The 21125-nt window shown below is 33.8% G+C and carries 23 protein-coding genes; 14 read left to right on the top strand and 9 right to left on the bottom strand.

Features of this window, described 5'->3' with window-relative positions; genetic code table 11:
• Positions 1–65: 65 nt before the first annotated feature.
• From ligA to NG655_RS04465, 3 genes are read right to left on the bottom strand one after another with little or no spacing between them, the layout of a single operon-like run.
• Positions 66–2054 (bottom strand): NAD-dependent DNA ligase LigA, encoded by a 1989-nt coding sequence (ligA, locus tag NG655_RS04475; protein WP_252159084.1) that lies wholly within the window; start codon positions 2052–2054, stop codon positions 66–68.
• The gene (prmC, locus tag NG655_RS04470) at positions 2054–2911 is read right to left on the bottom strand and encodes a peptide chain release factor N(5)-glutamine methyltransferase (protein WP_252158143.1); all 858 of its coding nucleotides are present in this window, start codon (positions 2909–2911) and stop codon (positions 2054–2056) included. The genes ligA and prmC overlap by 1 nt, the downstream gene beginning before the upstream one ends.
• A complete protein-coding gene (locus NG655_RS04465; protein WP_252158142.1) occupies positions 2912–3397 on the bottom strand; it encodes a GNAT family N-acetyltransferase in 486 nt (161 codons plus the stop codon).
• Positions 3398–3452: 55 nt separating this feature from the next.
• On the opposite strand from NG655_RS04465, the gene ribD reads away from it, so the two are divergent.
• Positions 3453–4511, top strand: coding sequence for a bifunctional diaminohydroxyphosphoribosylaminopyrimidine deaminase/5-amino-6-(5-phosphoribosylamino)uracil reductase RibD (gene ribD, locus NG655_RS04460; protein WP_252158141.1), 1059 nt, complete (start codon positions 3453–3455; stop codon positions 4509–4511).
• Here the strand turns inward: ribD and NG655_RS04455 are convergent.
• A complete protein-coding gene (locus tag NG655_RS04455) occupies positions 4489–4890 on the bottom strand; it encodes an acyl-CoA thioesterase (RefSeq protein ID WP_252158140.1) in 402 nt (133 codons plus the stop codon). The genes ribD and NG655_RS04455 overlap by 23 nt on opposite strands.
• Before the next feature lie 166 nt (positions 4891–5056).
• Between NG655_RS04455 and dnaA the strand changes: the two genes are divergently transcribed.
• The 3 genes from dnaA to NG655_RS04440 are packed head-to-tail and all read left to right on the top strand — an operon-like array spanning position 5057 to position 7672.
• Positions 5057–6484: a chromosomal replication initiator protein DnaA gene (gene dnaA / locus NG655_RS04450; protein ID WP_252158139.1), complete on the top strand. Its 1428-nt coding sequence runs from the start codon at positions 5057–5059 to the stop codon at positions 6482–6484.
• A gap of 13 nt (positions 6485–6497) precedes the next feature.
• Entirely contained in the window at positions 6498–6938 is a 441-nt protein-coding gene (locus NG655_RS04445; protein WP_252158138.1) for a low molecular weight protein-tyrosine-phosphatase, read from the top strand.
• The gene (locus tag NG655_RS04440; RefSeq protein ID WP_252158137.1) at positions 6929–7672 is read left to right on the top strand and encodes an SAM-dependent methyltransferase; all 744 of its coding nucleotides are present in this window, start codon (positions 6929–6931) and stop codon (positions 7670–7672) included. Before NG655_RS04445 ends, NG655_RS04440 begins: the two co-directional genes overlap by 10 nt.
• Here NG655_RS04440 and mltG read toward each other — a convergent pair.
• From mltG to dapF, 3 genes are read right to left on the bottom strand one after another with little or no spacing between them, the layout of a single operon-like run.
• Entirely contained in the window at positions 7661–8704 is a 1044-nt protein-coding gene (gene mltG / locus NG655_RS04435) for an endolytic transglycosylase MltG (protein WP_252158136.1), read from the bottom strand. The two genes, NG655_RS04440 and mltG, sit on opposite strands and share 12 nt — an antisense overlap.
• Positions 8697–9209 (bottom strand): GNAT family N-acetyltransferase, encoded by a 513-nt coding sequence (locus NG655_RS04430; RefSeq protein WP_252158135.1) that lies wholly within the window; start codon positions 9207–9209, stop codon positions 8697–8699. The genes mltG and NG655_RS04430 overlap by 8 nt, the downstream gene beginning before the upstream one ends.
• A 2-nt stretch (positions 9210–9211) precedes the next feature.
• Complete coding sequence (dapF, locus tag NG655_RS04425; RefSeq protein ID WP_252158134.1) at positions 9212–9991, bottom strand: diaminopimelate epimerase; 780 nt, start codon at positions 9989–9991, stop codon at positions 9212–9214.
• A 110-nt stretch (positions 9992–10101) separates the two neighbouring features.
• Here dapF and NG655_RS04420 point away from each other — a divergent pair, with 110 nt between their 5' ends.
• The 10 genes from NG655_RS04420 to rplT all read left to right on the top strand — a co-directional run bounded on the left by NG655_RS04420 (position 10102) and on the right by rplT (position 18462).
• Complete coding sequence (locus tag NG655_RS04420) at positions 10102–11481, top strand: S1C family serine protease (RefSeq protein WP_252158133.1); 1380 nt, start codon at positions 10102–10104, stop codon at positions 11479–11481.
• A gap of 73 nt (positions 11482–11554) precedes the next feature.
• Complete coding sequence (gene trmD / locus NG655_RS04415) at positions 11555–12232, top strand: tRNA (guanosine(37)-N1)-methyltransferase TrmD (protein WP_252158132.1); 678 nt, start codon at positions 11555–11557, stop codon at positions 12230–12232.
• A gap of 190 nt (positions 12233–12422) precedes the next feature.
• Positions 12423–12776 carry a 50S ribosomal protein L19 gene (gene rplS / locus NG655_RS04410; protein WP_252158131.1) on the top strand — a complete coding sequence of 118 codons (354 nt, stop codon included), beginning with the start codon at positions 12423–12425 and terminating at the stop codon, positions 12774–12776.
• Between the two features lie 97 nt (positions 12777–12873).
• Positions 12874–14100: an NADP-dependent isocitrate dehydrogenase gene (locus NG655_RS04405; protein ID WP_252158130.1), complete on the top strand. Its 1227-nt coding sequence runs from the start codon at positions 12874–12876 to the stop codon at positions 14098–14100.
• Between the two features lie 72 nt (positions 14101–14172).
• A complete protein-coding gene (gene murQ, locus NG655_RS04400; RefSeq protein ID WP_252158129.1) occupies positions 14173–14991 on the top strand; it encodes an N-acetylmuramic acid 6-phosphate etherase in 819 nt (272 codons plus the stop codon).
• Positions 14984–15217: a DUF6095 family protein gene (locus NG655_RS04395; RefSeq protein ID WP_252158128.1), complete on the top strand. Its 234-nt coding sequence runs from the start codon at positions 14984–14986 to the stop codon at positions 15215–15217. The genes murQ and NG655_RS04395 overlap by 8 nt, the downstream gene beginning before the upstream one ends.
• 61 nt (positions 15218–15278) lie before the next feature.
• The gene (gene thrS, locus NG655_RS04390; RefSeq protein WP_252158127.1) at positions 15279–17225 is read left to right on the top strand and encodes a threonine--tRNA ligase; all 1947 of its coding nucleotides are present in this window, start codon (positions 15279–15281) and stop codon (positions 17223–17225) included.
• Between the two features lie 79 nt (positions 17226–17304).
• Positions 17305–17796, top strand: coding sequence for a translation initiation factor IF-3 (infC, locus tag NG655_RS04385; RefSeq protein ID WP_252159083.1), 492 nt, complete (start codon positions 17305–17307; stop codon positions 17794–17796).
• 25 nt (positions 17797–17821) lie between these two features.
• Positions 17822–18019 carry a 50S ribosomal protein L35 gene (gene rpmI, locus NG655_RS04380; protein WP_252158126.1) on the top strand — a complete coding sequence of 66 codons (198 nt, stop codon included), beginning with the start codon at positions 17822–17824 and terminating at the stop codon, positions 18017–18019.
• A gap of 98 nt (positions 18020–18117) precedes the next feature.
• Entirely contained in the window at positions 18118–18462 is a 345-nt protein-coding gene (gene rplT / locus NG655_RS04375) for a 50S ribosomal protein L20 (RefSeq protein ID WP_252158125.1), read from the top strand.
• 70 nt (positions 18463–18532) lie between these two features.
• Here the strand turns inward: rplT and dnaB are convergent, their stop codons facing one another.
• Both dnaB and NG655_RS04365 read right to left on the bottom strand, forming a co-directional pair.
• The gene (dnaB, locus tag NG655_RS04370; RefSeq protein ID WP_252158124.1) at positions 18533–20047 is read right to left on the bottom strand and encodes a replicative DNA helicase; all 1515 of its coding nucleotides are present in this window, start codon (positions 20045–20047) and stop codon (positions 18533–18535) included.
• Positions 20048–20161: 114 nt separating this feature from the next.
• On the bottom strand, positions 20162–21115 hold the full coding sequence (locus tag NG655_RS04365) for an acetyl-CoA carboxylase carboxyltransferase subunit alpha (RefSeq protein WP_252158123.1): 954 nt from the start codon (positions 21113–21115) through the stop codon (positions 20162–20164).
• Positions 21116–21125: the final 10 nt, after the last annotated feature.

Below are 21125 nucleotides of genomic sequence, written 5' to 3'. Positions count from 1 at the left end.
CCAAAACCATTCAACCAAAATAATTAATTATTGAATTTGTTTAAAAAAACACTAATCTGTTAAATTTATAACAGTGATAGGAAAGAAGATTCGGACTTTATTTCAATATTTAATTTCTCTGCCTTGGCTTTTTTACTAGGTCCCATACCTTCGCCTGCAACAATAAATGAGGTTTTTGAAGAAATAGAACTTGAAACTTTTCCTCCGTGTTGTTCTATCAATTCTTTAAGATCATTTCTTGAAAGAGATTCAAAAACTCCACTAACCACTATACTTTTTCCTTCCAAAACATTTGAGGCTAGAGTTACGCTTTCGTTTTCCATTTGAACTCCTGAGCTTGCGAGTCGATTTATTAAATCCAAATTACTCTGATCTTTGAAGAAATTGACTAGACTTTGTGCAATTCGTTCTCCAATATCATCTACAGATACTAATTCTTCTTCACTTGCTGCTATCAAATTTGACATAGAACTGAAGTGGGTAGCTAATCTTTTGGCTACAGTAGCTCCAACAAAACGAATTCCTAATCCGAACAATACTTTTGCAAAAGGCTTTTGTTTTGAAGATTCAACTCCTAGGAGTAAGTTATCTACCGACTTTTGGGCCATACGTTCTAAAGGAAGTAAATCATCTGCTTTTAAAGAATATAGATCAGCAGTATTTCGAATTAACCCTTCATGAAATAATAAAGAAACCGTTTCTCCTCCGAGTCCCTCAATATCCATAGCTGTTCTTCCGATATAATGTTGAATTTTACCAATTATTTGAGTTGCACAACCGCTTATATTTGGGCAATAATGTTGAGCTTCACCTTCAATTCTTATTAAAGCTGTATCACAATCAGGGCAAGAATCTATATATTTTATTTTTTGTTCTACAACACCTCTTTTATTCTTGTTCACTCCAATGATCTTTGGAATTATCTCTCCCCCTTTCTCGACATAAACCTCATCTCCGAGTCTTAAATCTAATTTATCGATTTGATCTGCATTATGTAAGGATGCTCGTTTAACTACAGTACCTGATAATAAAACTGGAGTTAAATTTGCTACAGGAGTTATTGCTCCTGTTCTTCCGACTTGATACGTAACCGCTTCTAAAGTTGTTGCTACTTGCTCTGCTTTATATTTATAAGAAATAGCCCATCTTGGCGATTTTGCTGTGAATCCGAGAAGCTCCTGATCTCGTAAATCATTTACTTTAATCACGATTCCATCAATTTCAAAAGGTAAGGTTGCTCTTTTCTCTTCCCAACTGTTTATGTAATCGAGAACATCCTTTATTGAATTTGCCTGAACTAGAGTTTCTGGTACCGTAAAACCCCAAGATCTAGCCTGAACTAAAGATTGATAATGCTCTGTAAATCCAAGATTATTTCCAACTAAAGCGTACAATAAGCAGGATAATGGTCTTTGTGCTGTTTCCGAACTGTCTTGAAGTTTAAGCGATCCTGATGCGGTATTCCTTGGATTCATAAAAGGTTCTTCTCCATTGGAAATCCGCTTCTTATTTAATGCTTCAAAACCTGCTAAAGGCATGACTATTTCTCCGCGTATTTCAAACTCATCCGGATAATCTCCTTGCAGTTTTAAGGGAACGTTAGGGATTGTCTTTACGTTAGAAGTAACATCATCGCCTTGTGTTCCATCTCCTCTAGTAACTGCTCGAACTAAATCACCTTGGGAATAACTTAAATTAATGGAAGCTCCATCATACTTTAATTCACAGGTAAAACTAGGAATTCTACCATCTAAATTCTTTGTGATCCGATCAACCCATTCTTTTATTTCGTCTTCAGAGTACGTATTCCCTAAAGAGTACATTCGCTCTTTGTGAACTATGGTTTCAAAGTTTTTAGTGACTTGACCTCCAACACGTTGGGTGGGAGAATTTGAATCATCAAATTCAGGGTATTTTTCTTCTAAATCCTGAAGTTCTTTCATTAGTTGATCAAAATCAAAATCACTAATTAGGCTCTTATCATTAACATAATATTCAAAATTAAGTTGATGTAATCTTGCTCTTAAGTTTTCTATTTTCTCTTTAATTTCAATCATGTTTTTATTTTACTCTTACTAGCTCTAATCATTCTAGGACGGCTAAGAAAATCATTCCTGACTTCAATGGATTCAAAAGATTGTTTCAGAAGACTGGTTAGCTCTTCAACAAAAATAGGATTAATTTCAAAATATAAAACGCCGTTTTCATTCAGGTTCGTTTCTGCAAATTGAATTATTTTATCATAAAAAAGAAGGGGATTGTCTTCTGGTACAAAAAGAGCTAATTCTGGTTCATAGTCTAAAACGTTAGATTGCATTTCCTCTTTTTCTGAAGGAACTACATAGGGTGGGTTAGAAACTATAACATCTAAACCACTGCCCCATAATTCTTTAGAAAGGATGTCTTCTAGATAAAATTCAATAGAAACAGTATTAATTTTAGCATTCTTTATTGCAACATCTAGTGCTTTTTGAGAAACATCCATTGCAGAAACTCGCCAATTAGGCACTCCCTGTTTTAATGAAATTGGGATGCAACCACTTCCTGTTCCAATATCGAGAATTGACTTGTCTTTTTCATGAGACTCGGATTCTAATACCCATTGGACCAATTCCTCTGTTTCTGGACGAGGAATAAGTACTGATTTATTTACTTCAAGTTCAATATTTAAAAAGTAAGTTCTGCCTGTTATATATTGAAGGGGTTCTTGCTGAATCAAACCTCTTAAAGCATTATTAAGTTGATCCTCTTCTTTCTTTTTTAAAATATAATTTGGCTCTAAACCAATTTTAATAGGTTCCCAATCAAAGTAAAACTTAAGTAATCGTTTTAAAAAATCATCACTCTCTTCAATAGAATGAAATGGTTTAAGAGCAGTTCGGAAATAAGATCTATATTCGATTAATTTCATTTAAAGGTCTTTAGTTAGCCAAACATTACAAGAAGTATGACCCGTGGATCCCATTGGTTTTTTAATGTATTGAAACCCTTTTTTCACATATAACTTTTGAGCTGCTTCCATATAAGGGAGCGTTTCAATATAACAAAGTTTAAAACCTTGTTCTTTTGCAAAACTCAAGCAATAATCTATCATTTTATCACCCAATCCATGACCTCTGGCTTTGGATAAAAAATACATTTTTTGTAATTCACAAACTGAAGGATCCCCTCCTTTTAAAGGAGCTATTCCTGAACCACCAAGAACTTCACCTTGGTTCTCAAGAACAAAATAAGAAGATTTTTCTTGAAGATAACACTGATACATATGATCTAATTCGGGATCTTCGTAAGCTGTTCCAACTTTAGGAACCCCAAGATCAATCAATACTTCGCGGATAACATTTGCTAAAGCTAGATTATCTTTTTCTAAAACTTCTCTAATGATAGCTTGCTTCATTTAATTCTTTAGTATTTTTATACTTTATAAAATTAATACTATTTGACCTGTTATCATGAATAAAAAAGACCAGATTCATATAAAATTCATGCAACGATGTATCGATTTAGCAATGAAAGGTCTAGGTCTAACTTATCCTAACCCTTTAGTTGGGAGTGTAATTGTCTATAAAGGAACGATTATTGGCGAAGGATGGCATCAAAAAAAAGGTGCTCCTCATGCAGAAGTCAATGCTATCCATTCTATAAAAGACAAATCTATTTTAAAGGAGTGTACCTTATATGTAAACTTAGAACCTTGTAACCACTATGGTTCCACTCCCCCATGCAGCGATTTAATTATTAAACATAAAATACCTAAAGTTGTTATTGGTTGTCAAGATCCTTTTGATCTTGTTAATGGTACCGGAATTGAAAAATTGAAAAAAGCTGGAGTTGAAGTTATCGTGGGAGTTTTAGAAGAAGAAGCTACATTTCTGAACAAACGTTTTTTTACTTTTCATTTAAAAAAAAGGCCTTATATAATATTAAAATGGGCTGAAACTAAAGATGGATTTATTGCACCTTTAAAAGAAAATCGATCTAAAACTGCTCCGTTCTGGCTCACAAACGAAAGTTCTCAAACTAAGAATCATATTTGGAGATCACAAGAGCAGAGTATTTTGGTAGGAATACAAACAATTATTGATGATAATCCAAGTCTAACCACAAGAAAAGTTAGTGGAAATTCTCCTTTGAGACTGGTACTAGATCCAAATGAAAAAATACCTTTAAATTCTGAAGTTTTAATTGATAAATATGAAACCATAGTACTGAGCTCCAACAACAAAAGAAATTTACGCCAGGCCGTTGTTATAGATTACAAAAATATATATACTAAAATCTGCCAGCTATTATATAAAAAAGAAATACAGTCAATTATTATAGAAGGAGGAACAAAAACACTTCAAGGGTTTATAGATTATGGATTGTGGGATGAAGCTAGAATATTTGTATCCCCAAAACAGTTGCATAAAGGGGTAAGCAAACCAAAATTTGAATACATGCCCCAAAAAACTGAACTCATTAAAAATGATATTGTTCAATATTATTTTAAGACTCAAAAATTGAAATAAAACTCTCTGGGCAACGAATCGGTTTACGAGAAACTGAATTTAAAAATGCTAAAGTTGTTTCTCCTGTACAAATAAGCTCATTTTTTTGATTTTTTACTTCGTATGTAAATTTGATTTTTACCCTTGGAGTTTCACTTAAAAAAATATTTATTATTAATTTATCATCAAAAAGTGCAGGAGTTTTATAGCTTATTTTGGCATCAATAACAGGCATAATTACACCTTCTTTTTCCATTAAAGCATAAGATACACCAAGAGCAGTAAGCCACTCTAATCTAGCGACTTCAAAGTACCTAAAATAATTACTGTGGTGCACAATACCCATTTGGTCTGTTTCTCCATATCTAACTAGTAAAGGTTTGGATGCATATTCTAACATATTGTATATAATAAACGTTTTTTTTGATGAAGCAATAATCTCCGAAAAAAAAACTTCAAAACCAATAGTAAATTGACTTTTTTATTAAAAAAAAAGTGCTAATATTTGTGGTGCGTAAGCAATACATATTGTTGCTTCATCAAAAAAATTATTTACAAAACCATTAATGCAAAAAACAGCAGCATCTTCCTGGGGAAAATGTCTTGAATTCATCCAAGACAATATACAACCACAAGCTTACAAAACTTGGTTCGAACCAATCGTTCCAATTAAACTGACCGACACTGCACTTAGCATACAGGTCCCAAGTAAATTCTTTTATGAATGGCTGGAAGAGCATTATGTAAAACTACTTAAAATAGCACTCACCCAAGAACTTGGAGAAGATGCCCGTTTGGTTTATATCATTAAAATGGAAAATACGCTTGGCAGCAAGCAACCTTTCACTGAAAGTATTCCAAGTTCTCAACAATCAAGAGTTTTAGCTCAAAATGTAGAAGCACCCTTAAGCTCGCTTAATACAGAATTAAAGAATCCTTTTGTTATTCCTGGTATTAGAAATCTACAAATTGAATCTCAATTAAATCCCAATTATAATTTTCAAAATTTTCTTGAAGGTGATTCTAATAGATTAGCACGGTCAGCCGGTTATGCAGTAGCTAACAAACCTGGAGGAACATCGTTTAATCCACTTTTAATTTTTGGAAATGTAGGTTTAGGAAAAACACACTTAGCACACGCAATTGGTGTACAAATAAAGGAGAAATACACCGACAAAACCGTTTTATATATCTCTGCTGAAAAATTCACTCAGCAATACATAGAATCTGTTAAGAAAAATACTAGAAATGATTTCATTCATTTCTATCAAATCATTGACGTACTCATTATTGATGACGTTCAATTCTTATCAGGAAAAACGGGGACTCAAGATGTATTCTTCCATATATTCAATCACTTACACCAAAACGGAAAGCAAGTAATTCTCACCTCAGATAAAGCTCCAGTTGACATGCAAGATATAGAACAGCGTTTGCTTTCTAGATTTAAATGGGGATTGTCTGCTGAATTACAACAACCAGATTTTGAAACTCGAATTTCGATATTAAAAAACAAACTTTACCGAGATGGAGTTGTTATCGAAGAGCCTATAATTGAATATGTTGCAAAGAACATAAAATCAAATATTCGTGAATTAGAAGGTGCAATTATTTCTTTGATTGCTCAATCATCATTCAACAAAGTTGAAATTACTTTAGAACTAGCTAAAGAAATCGTTGAGAAGTTTGTTAAGAATACCAAGCGTGAAGTATCAATTGATTATATACAAAAAGTTGTTTCAGAATACTTCCAGATGGATGTAGAAACACTTCAATCAAAAACTAGAAAACGACACATTGTTCAGGCGAGACAACTTGCTATGTATTTTGCTAAAAAATATACCAAAGCTTCATTAGCAAGTATTGGTAGCCAAATTGGTAAACGGGATCATGCTACAGTTCTTCATGCATGTAAAACTGTTGATAACCTTACGTTCACTGACAAGCAATTCAGAAAATACGTTGAGGATCTGAATCAGAAGTTAACGTTGTAAAATTTACTTTTTAATGGAAAAAGGAAATGTACTTATGGTATGCCTAGGGAACATTTGCCGATCGCCTATAGCTCATGGTGTTTTCGAATATTACAGCAAAGATTTATCTATCAAAGTAGATTCTGCAGGAACCGCTAACTACCATTCTGGTAATGCTCCAGATCCAAGAAGTATAAAAACTGCAGCGAATCATGGACTGGATATTTCAAATCAAAAAGCGAGACAGTTTGTATATTCTGATTTTAAAAACTTCGATCATATTTTTGTAATGGATCATCAAAATTTTGAAAATGTTTTAAAACTAGCTAAAACAGAAACTGACCGAAATAAAGTACAACTTTTATTAGGTAATGAAGAAGTAGAAGACCCTTATTACGGAGGGGAACACGGGTTTGAAATTATTTATTTCAAAATCGAAAAAGCTTGTAAAAAAATACTCGAATCATGGAGCTGAAAAATCAAGATAAAGAAAAAGGAGTTTTATATTTAATACCCTCTCCTCTTGGTCAGAATGCTCCAATGGAGGTCCTTCCATTAACAGTAAGGAAGGTAATTGAAGAGTTGACTCACTTTATTGTTGAAAATGAAAAAGACGCAAGAGCTTTCATAAAAAGAATTAGTCCCAAAAAAAACCAAAGTACCCTCAAGCTGTTTCCTTTAAATAAATTTACACTTCCAGAAGAGATTTTAACTTATTTAGACCCCATTGAAGAAGGAATTACAATAGGAGTTATTTCTGACGCAGGATGTCCTGGTGTTGCCGATCCGGGTGCAGAAATCGTTAAAATGGCACACCGAAAAAAAATAACCATACATCCACTTGTTGGACCATCTTCTATTTTACTTGCGATAATGGGTTCCGGACTGAATGGACAAAACTTTGCTTTCAATGGTTATCTCCCAATTGATAAAGCCAAAAGACAAAAAGAGATTAAAAAGCTAGAAAAAAAATCTTTTGATTTTAATCAGTCTCAGCTGTTCATAGAAACACCTTATAGAAATGATCAAATGCTTCAAGATCTCTTGAAATCGCTGGATAGAAACACGGAAGTTTGTGTTGCTTGTGATTTAACTTTGCCTACCCAATTCATAAAAACATTATCTGTCAAAGAATGGAAAAAGTTGAACCTTACTTTTCACAAGCGCCCAGCAATCTTTATCATCCATAAGGATCCGTTATCGATATAACTTTTGCTTGTTTATCCATCGATGATACACTCTACTATTTCTTAGATGCTGAATGTATGTTTTAGAAAAGGTGTGATAACCCGGTTTATTCGGATTTGCAACAAAATATAAATAATCATGTTTTTCTGCCGCTAAAACAGCTTCTAGTGAATTGATATCAGGCATTGAAATTGGACCTGGAGGCACTCCCCTATTTTTATAAGTATTGTAAGGAGATTTTATTTTTAAATCCTTTTTTAAAACTCTACGAATCAACGTATCGAAATTTTGAAATTTATCTTTAAGAGCATAAATAACCGTTGGATCTGCTTCAAGTCGCATTCGCTTTTTTAATCGGTTTAGATAAACAGCTGCTACTTTCTTTCTTTCATCAACTTTTGCGGTTTCTTTTTGAACAATCGCCGCTAATGAACTAACTTCTTGTGGGGTTAAATTTATTTTTTTTGCTAGATCTAGACGCTCAGTATTCCAAAAGCGCTGATACTCTTTTAACATTCTAGCTCTAAAATTTTCTGGAGTTGTATTCCAAAATACTTGATAAGAATTTGGCAAGTACATAGCCAAAGCATTTTGTTTTGTGAAACCATTTGTTTTTAAGAATAAAGAATCTCTAAATGCGTTTATCAGTGATAAGCTATCTGCATCTATTTGTTTAGCTACCCGACCTGCTAAATCCTCCAAACGTTCTTGATTGTTAAAAACCAATTTTACAGGGGTGTTCTTAACTCGCAGAAAATTTACTATTTCATGGTTATTTAAGTCTTTAGTAAGAACATACTTTCCTCCTTTAATATGCTTATCATACCCTTTTTTGATTGCTGCTGTTTCAAAATCCTTAACAGAGACCAGTAAAGGCTCTAGTTCGAAAAGCAATTCTTGAAAACTAGTATTATTTTTAATAAAAACATAGGCCTCAGAATTTGAAAATGCGGTATTTGGCATAAAAAACACCTTGTAAAAAGAATAGGTGAAGTACACCCCAGCACACATTCCTATTAAAAGAATTACATTAATAATTTTTTTTCTATACATCTAATATCTTTTGAAAAATAATTTCATCATGAAACTTGTTATCATAATAATTCCAATCTTTTTTAACTCCTGTTTCTATAAAACCTAAAGAAATAAACAAGTTACGACTTTTTATATTTTCAGTGCCGACCCCAGCATAAAGCTGATGTAAACAATAATCTTTAAGCGCAATATTTTCTAATAACTGTAGGCCTATTTTAGAAAAACCTCTGCCTCTATATTCTTTTGAAATTACTAGACCAATAGCAGCACGAGCATTTTTCTTGTCATAATCAAACAAATCAAAGAATCCCAATTTGTTTGAATCTTTATCTTCTAGAAGAAAACGTTTTTGTCCAGCTACATCTAGTTCTTGATTACAATTGCTTATAAAATCTTTCAATTCAATTATTGAAAAAGGTTTTATGGTATTAGAATATTTCCATAAAGAAGAATCGTTTTCAATTGATTCTAAAAAATCTAAATCAGAAAGCTCTAGGTTCCTTAAACTGAATTCACGATTCACAACTACAAATTAAGAGTTCCTGAATAAACAAGCTCCGCAGGTCCAGATAAGATTATATTTGAATATCCAGATTTACTTACATCAAACGAAACTTCTAGCACACCTCCAACAACTTTAATTTTTATTTTATTAGAAGAAGTTTTTTTATTTTTATGCATTGCAATTGCAACGGCTGTTGCTCCAGTTCCACAAGAAAGTGTTTCATCCTCAACTCCTCTTTCGTAGGTTCTAATTGCAAATTGATCCGGATCTGTTTGCTCAACAAAGTTAACATTAGAACCGGCTTCGTAATAGGGAGCTCCAGTTCTTATTTCTCGTCCTTTAGTAAAAACATCAACTGATTTTAGGTTTTGAACTATTTCAACATGATGTGGAGATCCTGTATCTAAAAATGAATGGGAATCAAAAGTTTGAATTTCTTGGACATCATGCATTTCTAGGGAAACAATTTCATCTTTAATGGATGCTAAATGAAGACCATCAATAGCTTCAAATTTTGTTTTAGAAGTTATTATTCCAAGCTGCGCAGCAAAAGCTACGGTGCACCTAGCACCATTCCCACAGAGTGTAGATTCTGAACCGTCTGAGTTAAAATAAACCATTTTAAAATCAGAATTCGATGATTCTTCTAGTAAAATTAAACCGTCTGCACCAATACCAAAACGTCTATTACAAAGTTTAGATACTAAAACTCTGTTATTATCAGGAAAGGTTTTTGATCTGTTATCTATTAAAATAAAATCGTTCCCCGTACCCTGATATTTGTAAAAAATTTGTTTCATAGAGTTGCAAATTTACATAATATTTTTTGTTAGACAGCCGTGTTAAAAGGACGTTAAACCAATAAAAAGATAAAGTTCTGTTTTATAGTTTTGATTAAAAATAAAATATTATGAAAACAATTTTAAAAATCTCTTTAGTATCATTGATTAGTTCAGGGTTATCTTTAATGTTATTCATTTCATTTTACGAGACCACCCCTAATAGAAAGTTAGAACAAGAAATATCCGTAACTCCTGTAAACTACTCAAGGAATTCGTTTGTTTCAAACACGGAACCTTTTAATTTTGTTGAACCAGCAAATAAAAGCATCGGTGCTGTTGTACATATTAAGAGTATCTCAAATTCAAGAACAAGTGGGAGTTACATGGATTTAATTCTTGGAAATCAAAAAAAATCAAGAATTGGAACCGGATCCGGTGTGATTGTTTCACCAGATGGCTACGTAATGACAAACAATCATGTTATTGAAAATGCTACAACTTTAGAAGTAACCACGAACGACAATAAAAGATATATAGCAACTCTAATTGCTACTGATCCTGTTACAGATATAGCCGTTCTCAAAATAGATACGGACAAAGAACTTGAGTATTTATACTTTGGTGATTCAAATGAAATACAAATCGGAGAATGGGTATTAGCCATCGGAAATCCTTTTAATTTAAATTCTACTGTTACCGCAGGGATTGTCAGCGCTAAATCTAGAGACCTAAACGAAAGAGACTCCAAAAACCAATCATTCATTCAAACAGATGCTGCGGTAAACATGGGGAATAGCGGAGGTGCTCTTGTAAATATGAAGGGTGAACTAATTGGGATAAACACTGCAATCACATCAATTAGCGGTGGATTTGAGGGGTATTCTTTTGCTATTCCAAGCAACATAGCTCTTAAGGTATTTGAAGATTTAATAGAATATGGAAGTGTTAAAAAAGGCCTTATTGGAATTTATGGAACTCCTGTTACTCCTGATCTAGTTGAACAAGAAAATTTAAAACTCCCCGAAGGAGTCTATATAATAGACGTACAAAAAGGAATGGGAGCTGAAAAAGCTGGTTTAGTTGAAAAAGATATCATAACTAAAATTGACGGTATTGAAATAAAAACTTTTTCTGACTTAACAGGTTACATTGAAAGTAAGCGTCCAGGAGAGGTAGTAATAGTAGAATATTTTAGAGATGGGAAAGCAAAAAAAACTGAGGTTACTCTTGAGGTAATAAACCAAGCTAACTTTCTTAGAATGACCCTTGAAAATCTTTCTGTCGAAGAAAAAAGTAACCTTAATATAAAATTTGGTTTAAAGGTTATTGATTCTGGAGATTATCTGTATGAAATTGAACCGAATGCTACACTTTTGAGAATAAATGACAAAAACTTAAATTCAATAGAAGATTTAAGACAGTTTGATTTAGACAATCTCAAAAGCATGGAGTATTTAAGCCCTGAGGGTGATAAGGAGCGTATTTCATTTAGGCAACGTTATCCTTAAGAGGTTATTTAATACATGAAAATCAATATGATTAATTCGAAAAAACTGCATCTTTGTATCTTAAATGATTAAGATGCGTATTGATATAATCACATTATTCCCTCAACTATTAAGAAGTCCCTTTGAAGCTTCTATTGTTAAACGAGCTATTGATGCAGAAAAAGTCGAAGTTGTATTTCATGACCCAAGAGACTTTACAAACTCTAAGCACAAACAAGTAGATGATGCACCCTTTGGAGGTGGTGCTGGAATGGTTATGATGATCGAACCGATTGATAAGTGTATTTCCAAGCTTAAAACAGAACGGACTTACGATGAAATAATATACATGACTCCCGATGGAGAGCAGTTAAATCAGAAAATTGCGAATGAATGCTCTCTAAAAGGAAACATCATTATACTTTGTGGGCACTACAAAGGTGTAGATCAGCGGGTAAGGGATCATTTTATTACTAGAGAAATTTCTATTGGTGATTTTGTTTTATCAGGGGGTGAATTAGCTGCTGCAGTTTTCTGTGATAGCATAATACGTCTTATTCCTGGAGTTTTAGGAAACGAATCATCTGCATTAAGTGATAGTTATCAAGATAATCTTCTAGCTCCACCAATTTATACGCGACCAGCAAAATACAAAGACTGGGAAGTACCTTCGATTTTAACATCAGGGAATACTCCTGCTGTAGAATTATGGAGAGAGGAACAAGCTTTTGAACGTACACAGAGATTACGTCCCGATTTATTAGAGGAATAACACAAGAAAAAACTAGCTACAATGCAATAAATCCTATTTTATCATGGAATAAAATTAGGCTCAAATAAGTACTTTTTATTTTTTTGAAAAAATGAAATAAAAATTAAAAAAAATTGGTATTTTTGCACTCGCAATGTAACCTCTGACGAGAATCGTGCATGTTGCTTGTTAAAATTATAAAGTATACTTAATGGAATCATTAATTAAATTAGTTCAGGATCAATTCATCGAAAAGAAAGAATTTCCTGAATTTTCGGCTGGAGACACGATCACAATCTACTACGAAATCCGTGAAGGCGAAAAAGTTAGAACTCAGTTTTACAGAGGAGTTGTTATCCAAATTAAAGGAACTGGATTATCTAAAACATTTACAATTAGAAAAATGTCTGGTGAAATTGGTGTAGAACGAATCTTCCCAATCAATCTTCCAGCACTTCAGAAAATTGAAGTTAACAAACGTGGAACAGTACGTAGAGCTCGTATTTATTACTTTAGAGAGCTTAGAGGTAAGAAGGCCCGTATCAAGGAGCGTCAATACAAATAAAAAATTAAAGGTCGCTGAAGCGACCTTTTTTATGAACTTAAGTTAAACTCTGTAATTTAAATGATATTCATTTAAATTATAATTCAAAAACAAACACATGTCAAAAATTAAAGTTGCTAATCCCGTAGTTGAAATTGATGGGGATGAAATGACTCGTATCATTTGGAAGTTTATTAAAGAACAACTAATTCTTCCTTACCTAGATGTTGAATTACTATATTATGATCTTGGTATCGAAAAACGTGATGAAACAAATGATCAAATTACTGTTGACGCAGCAGAAGCAATAAAAAAACACAATGTTGGAATCAAATGTGCTACAATTACACCTGACGAAGATCGTGTAGTTGAATTTGATCTTAATAGAATGTATCGCTCTCCAAACGGAACCATCCGTAATATTGTTGGAGGTACTGTATTCAGAGAACCTATCATCATGAGCAACGTACCTCGTTACGTTCAAGGGTGGACTAAACCTATCTGCATCGGAAGACACGCCTTTGGAGACCAATACAAAGCTACAGACACTGTAATTAAAGGTAAAGGTAAACTTACTATGACGTTTACTCCGGAGAACGGAGAGGATGCTCAAACTTGGGAAGTATATGATTTCCAAGAAAGTGGGGTTGCTATGAGTATGTATAACATAGATAGTTCTATTTATGGTTTTGCTCGTTCTTGTATGACTCGTGCTTTGGACAAAGGATGGCCTTTATACTTGTCAACAAAAAATACAATCATGAAAGCTTACGACGGTCGTTTCAAAGATATCTTCCAAGAAGTATTTGAAAATGAATTTAAAGACCGTTTCGATGCAGCTGGAATAACTTATGAGCACAGATTAATCGATGATATGGTTGCTGCTTGTATGAAATGGAACGGTGGTTTTGTTTGGGCTTGTAAAAATTACGATGGTGATGTACAATCAGATACTGTTGCTCAAGGATTTGGTTCTTTAGGACTAATGACTTCTACCCTAGTTACTCCTGACGGAATTACAATGGAAGCGGAAGCAGCTCACGGAACCGTAACTCGTCACTACAGACAACACCAAAAAGGAAAAGAAACTTCTACGAACCCGATTGCTTCAATTTTTGCTTGGACTCGCGGATTAGCACACAGAGGTAAACTGGATAAAAATCAAGAACTTATCGATTTCTGTACGGCATTAGAACAAGTTTGTGTTGAAACAGTTGAAAGTGGGAAAATGACTAAAGATTTAGCTATTTTGATTCACGGAGATGATATGAAAGATTCAGACTATCTAACTACCCAAGGCTTTTTAGGAGCTCTTAAAGAAAATCTTGACAAGAAACTTTCTTAATTGAACATAAAAAACTTCACAATAGTGGAGTTTTTTTTTGCTTTGTTTTGAAATTATCCCCTACTTTGAATAATGACTTTTAAAAGAATAACAGAGCAAGATTCACTTCATAATAATTTAGAAGATAAATCTGTACGGGAGTTACTAATTGGGATTCATCAGGAAGACCAAAAAGTAATCGGTGCTGTTAATTTAGTTTTACCTGAAATTGAAAAACTAATTAAATCTGTTGTTTCACAGCTTGAAAAAGGAGGAAGATTATTTTATATTGGAGCAGGAACAAGTGGAAGACTTGGAATCTTAGATGCTTCTGAATGCCCTCCAACTTTTGGAAGCGATCCAAATCAAGTTGTGGGTATAATTGCAGGAGGAAAAACAGCCGTATATAAAGCTGTGGAAAATGCAGAAGACAACAAAAATCAAGGATGGGATGATTTAAAAGAATATGGAATATCCTCTAAAGATATTGTCGTTGGTATAGCTGCCTCAGGAACCACACCCTATGTAATAGGTGCTTTAAAAAAAGCACAAGAAAATAAAATTCCAACCGGTAGTATTTGTTGTAATCCAAACAGTCCTTTATCTGCTGTATCAGATTTATCAATAGAAGTTATTGTAGGACCTGAATTTGTAACAGGAAGTTCAAGAATGAAAGCTGGTACAGCTCAAAAGCTAATTCTAAACATGATTACAACCGCAACCATGATTAGATTAGGACACATTAGGAATAATAAAATGGTCGACATGCAGATGAACAACAAAAAATTAAAACAAAGAGCTGTTGGAATACTTAAAGAGCATTTATCCATCTCAGAAGAAGAAGCTATTAACCTAATTTCAGAAAACAAAAGCATCCGTAAATCAATCGATAAATACAATTCAAATGAATAAAGAAAAAATTTCAAATGGGTTCAAAAAAGTATTCTGGGGGATTTTGTTTTGTTTTATGGGTCCTGTTATTGTGTATCAGGCTTTTAAAAACGAAGGACATCCAATGTATTGGCCCGTATTAATTGTTGGTTTAATATTGTTAACGCTAGCAATAGTATTTGGTTTTAAAGGACTTAGCTCTTTAGTAGATGGACTTTTAGACGATAATAAAAAAAAACAGGATTAATGAGACAGGTTATTGCTTGCCTTGTTTCAAGATATTATCTTTACACCTTATAATTTATAATATGATCGCAATTACTCTTCCAGATGGATCTGTTCGTGAATTCGAAAATGAACTAACTGTCTTAGATGTAGCAAAAGATATAAGTGAAGGATTAGCTAGAAATGTTCTTTCAGCAAAATTTAATGACACCATAGTTGAGGCTTCGACAGTTCTTAAGTCAAGTGGGAATTTAACCTTGTATACCTGGAATAACGAAGAAGGTAAAGCAGCATTCTGGCATTCTTCTGCGCATGTTTTAGCTCAGTCTGTTCTAGAACTTTATCCTGATGCTAAATTAACCATTGGCCCTGCTATTGAAAATGGTTTTTATTATGATGTAGATTTTGGAGGGGAATCTTTCTCTGAAAATGATCTTAAAAAGTTAGAAGAACAATTTTTAACATTTGCTCGACAAAAGTTCGAATTCAAAATGCGTGATTCTTCAAAAGCAGAGGCATTAGAATTTTATAAAAAAGAAAACAATCCGTTTAAGGTAGAATTAATTGAAAACCTTGAAGACGGAACGATTACATTCTGTGATCACTCAGATTTTACAGATTTATGTAGAGGAGGACACCTACCCCATACTGGTTTTATCAAAGCAATTAAACTATTAAGTGTTGCTGGTGCCTATTGGAGGGGAGATGAAAACAACCCTCAACTAACTAGAATTTACGGAATATCCTTTCCAAAACAAAAAGAACTTACAGCCTACCTTGAACTTTTAAAAGAAGCTAAAAAAAGAGATCACAGAAAGCTAGGAAAAGAACTAGATTTATTTACTTTTTCACAAAAAGTAGGTCAAGGGTTGCCTTTATGGTTACCTAAAGGAACCGCATTAAGAGAACGTCTTGAAAACTTTTTAAAAGCCGCACAAAAGAAAGCGGGTTACGAACAAGTTATTTCTCCTCATATAGGAAGTAAAGAACTTTACATGACTTCGGGACACTACGAAAAATACGGCGCCGATAGCTTTCAACCCATTGAAACACCACATGAAGGAGAATCTTTTTTACTTAAACCGATGAACTGTCCACATCATTGTGAGATTTATAATGCGCGTCAGTGGAGCTATAAAGACCTTCCTAAGCGTTATGCTGAATTTGGTACCGTATATAGGTATGAACAAAGTGGAGAGTTACATGGACTTACAAGAGTTCGTGGTTTTACGCAAGATGATGCTCATATCTTCTGTATGCCAAATCAATTAGACGAAGAATTTAAAAAAGTTATCGATTTAGTACTTTATGTGTTTGGCTCATTAGGATTTGAAGACTTTACAGCACAGGTTTCTTTAAGAGATCCAAATAATGCAGAAAAATATATTGGATCTGATAAAAATTGGGATCTAGCAGAAAACGCAATAATAAATGCAGCTAAAGAAAAAGAACTTAATTATATAATTGAATATGGAGAAGCCGCTTTTTACGGACCAAAACTCGATTTCATGGTTAAGGATGCGTTGGGAAGAAAATGGCAACTAGGAACGATTCAAGTAGATTATAACTTACCGGAACGCTTTGAACTTACTTATAAAGGAAGTGATAATGAGCTACACAGACCTGTAATGATACACAGAGCTCCTTTTGGAAGTTTAGAACGCTTTGTAGCAATTTTATTAGAACACACTAGTGGAAATTTCCCTCTGTGGTTAACTCCAGAACAGGTAATTATACTGTCTGTTAGTGAGAAATATGAAAAATACGCTGAAAAAGTTTCAAATGAGCTGGAAAATCACGAAATTCGCGCCCTCGTGGACAATAGAAATGAAACTATTGGAAAGAAAATTAGAGACGCACAATTGAGCAAGTTCCCATACATGCTGATTGTAGGAGAAAAAGAAGCAGCAGAGGGAACCGTTTCTGTACGGGAACGTAAACAAGGAGATATAGGCAGCATTAGCATTGCTACCTTCATAAAAAATATAAAAATTGAAATAGATAAGACTGTTTCAAAGTTTGAAGTTTAATTAAAAATAGAAAGTCATAGCAATACGGAGAAAAAGGACCAATCGTCCAGGACGTGTAATTAAAGTAGATCCCCATAAGATCAACCAAAAAATTACCGCACAAGAAATTCGCTTGGTTGGAGATAATGTGGAAATTGGAGTTTATAGCTTACCAAAAGCACTTGCGCTTGCACGTGAGCTTGAATTAGACTTAGTTGAAATATCTCCTAATGCAACCCCTCCTGTGTGTAAAATTCTTGAATACAAGAAATTTTTATACGAACAAAAGAAAAGAGACAAAGCGCTAAAATCTAAAGCAACAAAAGTAATCATTAAAGAAATTCGTTTTGGTCCTCAGACCGACGAGCATGATTATGAGTTTAAGAAAAAACACGCTATTAAGTTCTTAACAGAAGGTGCTAAGCTTAAAGCGTTTGTATTCTTTAAAGGAAGATCAATTGTTTTTAAAGAACAAGGTCAGATTCTTTTGTTACGTTTAGCTCAAGATCTTGAAGATTTAGGGAAAGTTGAACAACTTCCTAAGTTAGAAGGAAAAAGAATGACCATGTTCATTAGCCCAAAGAAAAAATAAAGAGTACTAATTTAATATTTATAGAATGCCTAAAATGAAAACAAAATCCAGTGCCAAAAAGCGTTTCAAGCTTACAGGAACTGGTAAAATCAAAAGAAAGCATGCGTTTAAGAGCCATATCTTAACGAAGAAGTCTAAAAAGCGAAAGCTTAAATTGACTCATTCAGGATTAGTTCATGAAAGCGATGTAAAAAGTATCAAGACGCAACTACGCTTACAATAACGTAGTTCTCTTAGGTTCAAACAAATGTTAACCCTGTTATGGGCACTAAATAAAAAAGTGTAGTTCATTCTACCGCCTTTAACAAAACAGAAAAAAATATGCCAAGATCAGTAAACGCAGTTGCCAAAAGAGCACGCAGAAAAAAAGTCCTTAAACAAGCAAAAGGATACTTCGGTCGCCGTAAAAATGTATGGACGGTTGCCAAAAACGCAGTAGATAAAGCAATGCTTTATGCTTACCGTGATAGAAAAACAAACAAGAGAAACTTCAGATCACTTTGGATTACTCGTATAAATGCTGCAGCACGTCTTCACGGATTGTCTTACAGTCAGTTTATGGGAGCAGTAAAAGCTAATGAAATCGAGCTAAACCGTAAGGTGTTGGCAGATTTAGCTATGAATCATCCTGATGCTTTCAAAGCTGTTGTTGACAAAATAAAATAAACACTCACAATTAGTACTCAAAAAAAAATCAGCCAATGGCTGATTTTTTTTTGTTTTATTCTAAATAATTTTAAAAAGGCATATCATCGTCGCCATCCCCAAAAGCATCATTTAGGTTTGGAAGTGAACTTGGGTTTATAGGTGATTCATTCATTTTAGATTGAAATTCAAAAGGTGAATCGAAACTTTCTAAATTATCGAACTTACCTAGATTACCAATAAATTTTAATCGAATATTATCTAAACCTCCGTTACGGTGCTTTGCAACAATAAATTCTGCCTGCCCCTCAGAAGGTGTTCTTTCATCATCATCCCATTCATCAATCCCATAATATTCAGGTCTGTAAATAAAAGAAACAATATCTGCATCCTGCTCAATTGCACCAGATTCACGAAGATCTGAAAGCAACGGTCGCTTAGTCCCTCCCCTAGTTTCTACAGCACGAGAGAGCTGTGAAAGAGCAATAACTGGAATATTCAATTCCTTTGCCAAAGCTTTTAAGTTTCTTGAAATTGTTGAAATTTCTTGTTCCCTATTACCTGATTTATTTGAAGTTCCTGCAGTCATTAACTGAAGGTAATCTACTACAATTAGTTTAATACCGTGCTGAGAAGACAAACGTCTCGCTTTTGCTCTTAAATCAAAAATTGACAAGGAAGGAGTGTCATCTATAAACAACGGGGCTCTTTCTAAGTCTCCAACCTTAACATTTAGTTGTTCCCATTCGTGACTTGCTAATTTACCAGTTCTTAATTTTTCTGAGGACAAACCAGTCTCCGATGAAATAAGCCTTGTTATTAGCTGTACGGAAGACATCTCTAAGGAAAAGAAAGCAACAGGTGTTTGTTTAGTTACGGCGATATTTCTTGCCATAGAGAGTGTTAAAGCTGTTTTACCCATACCAGGTCGAGCTGCAATAATGATTAAATCTGAAGGCTGCCAGCCAGATGTTAATGCATCTAACTTTTCAAATCCTGTGGCAACTCCACTTAGACCATCCCGCTTTGCAATTTCTTCGATCCGTTTTTTAGCTTGTATAACAAGATTTTGAGCTGTTTCAGAGGATTTCTTTATGTTTCCTTGTGTAACATCATAAAGTTTTGATTCTGCAACATCTAATAAGTCAAAAACATCTATGGATTCTTTGAAGGCATCTTCAATAATTTCATTTGAAATTTTAATCAAACTCCTTTGGATGAATTTTTGTAAGATGATTCGAGCATGGAACTCAATATGGGCAGAGGTAGATACTTTTTTGGATAACTGAACAAGATAAAAATCACCCCCTACTTTTTCGAGCAACCCCATTTTACGAAGTTGTGCTGAAACCGTAAGTAAATCTATTGGTTCAGAAGTTTCAAAGAGTGCATGAATTGCAGTAAAAATATGTTGATTAGCTTCTTTATAAAAAGCTTCCGGTTGAAGGATATCAATCACCTCGTCAACCCCTTTTTTATCAATAAGCATTGCTCCAATTACCGCCTCTTCCAAATCGACAGCTTGTGGGGGAATTTTACCGCGTTCTAAATTAACAAGGCTCCCAGCAGATACGGCTGGAGCAATAATTGGCTTTCTGTTTTCCATTAATCGAAAGTAAAAATATTTAGATAAAAGTCAATTAAAATAAACCTTATAGATATAACCCAAGTATAAACAAAAGGTAGTTTATAACTATTTTAAATTGTTAATAACAGAAATTTATCCGTCAAAAACACCCATTTCAATGAACTTTGCTCTTCTGGTATTTACCAACTCGGAAGCATCCATTAAATCTAATGCCTTGAAAGCTTTAAGAATCTCATTTTCCACAGATTTAAATGTTTTTTCACGATCATAATGAGCTCCACCAAGTGGTTCTTTTATGATTTTATCGATGAGTTTTGACTTTTTCATGTCTGTAGCTGTAAGCTTGAGGGAATCAGCAGCTTTTTCTTTGTACTCCCAACTTCTCCATAAAATTGATGAGCAAGATTCAGGAGATATTACAGAATACCAAGTGTTTTCGAGCATAAAAACACGATCACCCACTCCAATTCCTAGAGCTCCACCAGAAGCTCCTTCTCCTATTATAATCGTTATAACAGGTACTTTAATGGAGAGCATTTCAAAAATATTACGAGCAATTGCTTCTCCTTGGCCGCGTTCTTCTGCTTCAAGTCCAGGATAGGCTCCCGGTGTATCTACAAAGGTAACAATTGGAATGCCGAATTTTTCTGCGGATTTCATTAAGCGTAATGCTTTACGATAACCTTCTGGATTTGCCATTCCGAAGTTCCTATATTTTCGGGTTGTTGTATTATATCCTTTTTGAGTACCTATAAACATGAAAGATTGATTACCAATTTTTCCAAGACCTCCAATCATAGCTTTATCGTCTTTAACGTTTCGATCGCCATGTAATTCTAAAAAAGTATCCCCGCAAATCGCTTTAATGTAGTCTAATGTGTAGGGTCTAGAAGGGTGTCTTGATAATTGAACTCGCTGCCAAGCAGTTAAGTTTTCGTAAATATCTTTCTTTGTTTCTATTAATTTTTTCTCTAACTGATCACAAGTGTCAGTTACATCTATTTGGCTTTCATTTCCTATAATTTTGCATTTATCTAGTTGATCGATAATATCTTTTACAGGTAGTTCAAAGTCTAAATATTCCATAATAATTAAA

This window comes from Candidatus Arcticimaribacter forsetii, assembly GCF_910589745.1.
Lineage (GTDB): Bacteria > Bacteroidota > Bacteroidia > Flavobacteriales > Flavobacteriaceae > Arcticimaribacter > Arcticimaribacter forsetii.
Note: the sequence above shows the minus strand (reverse complement) of the source record. Positions and strands in the feature narration are given on the sequence as shown.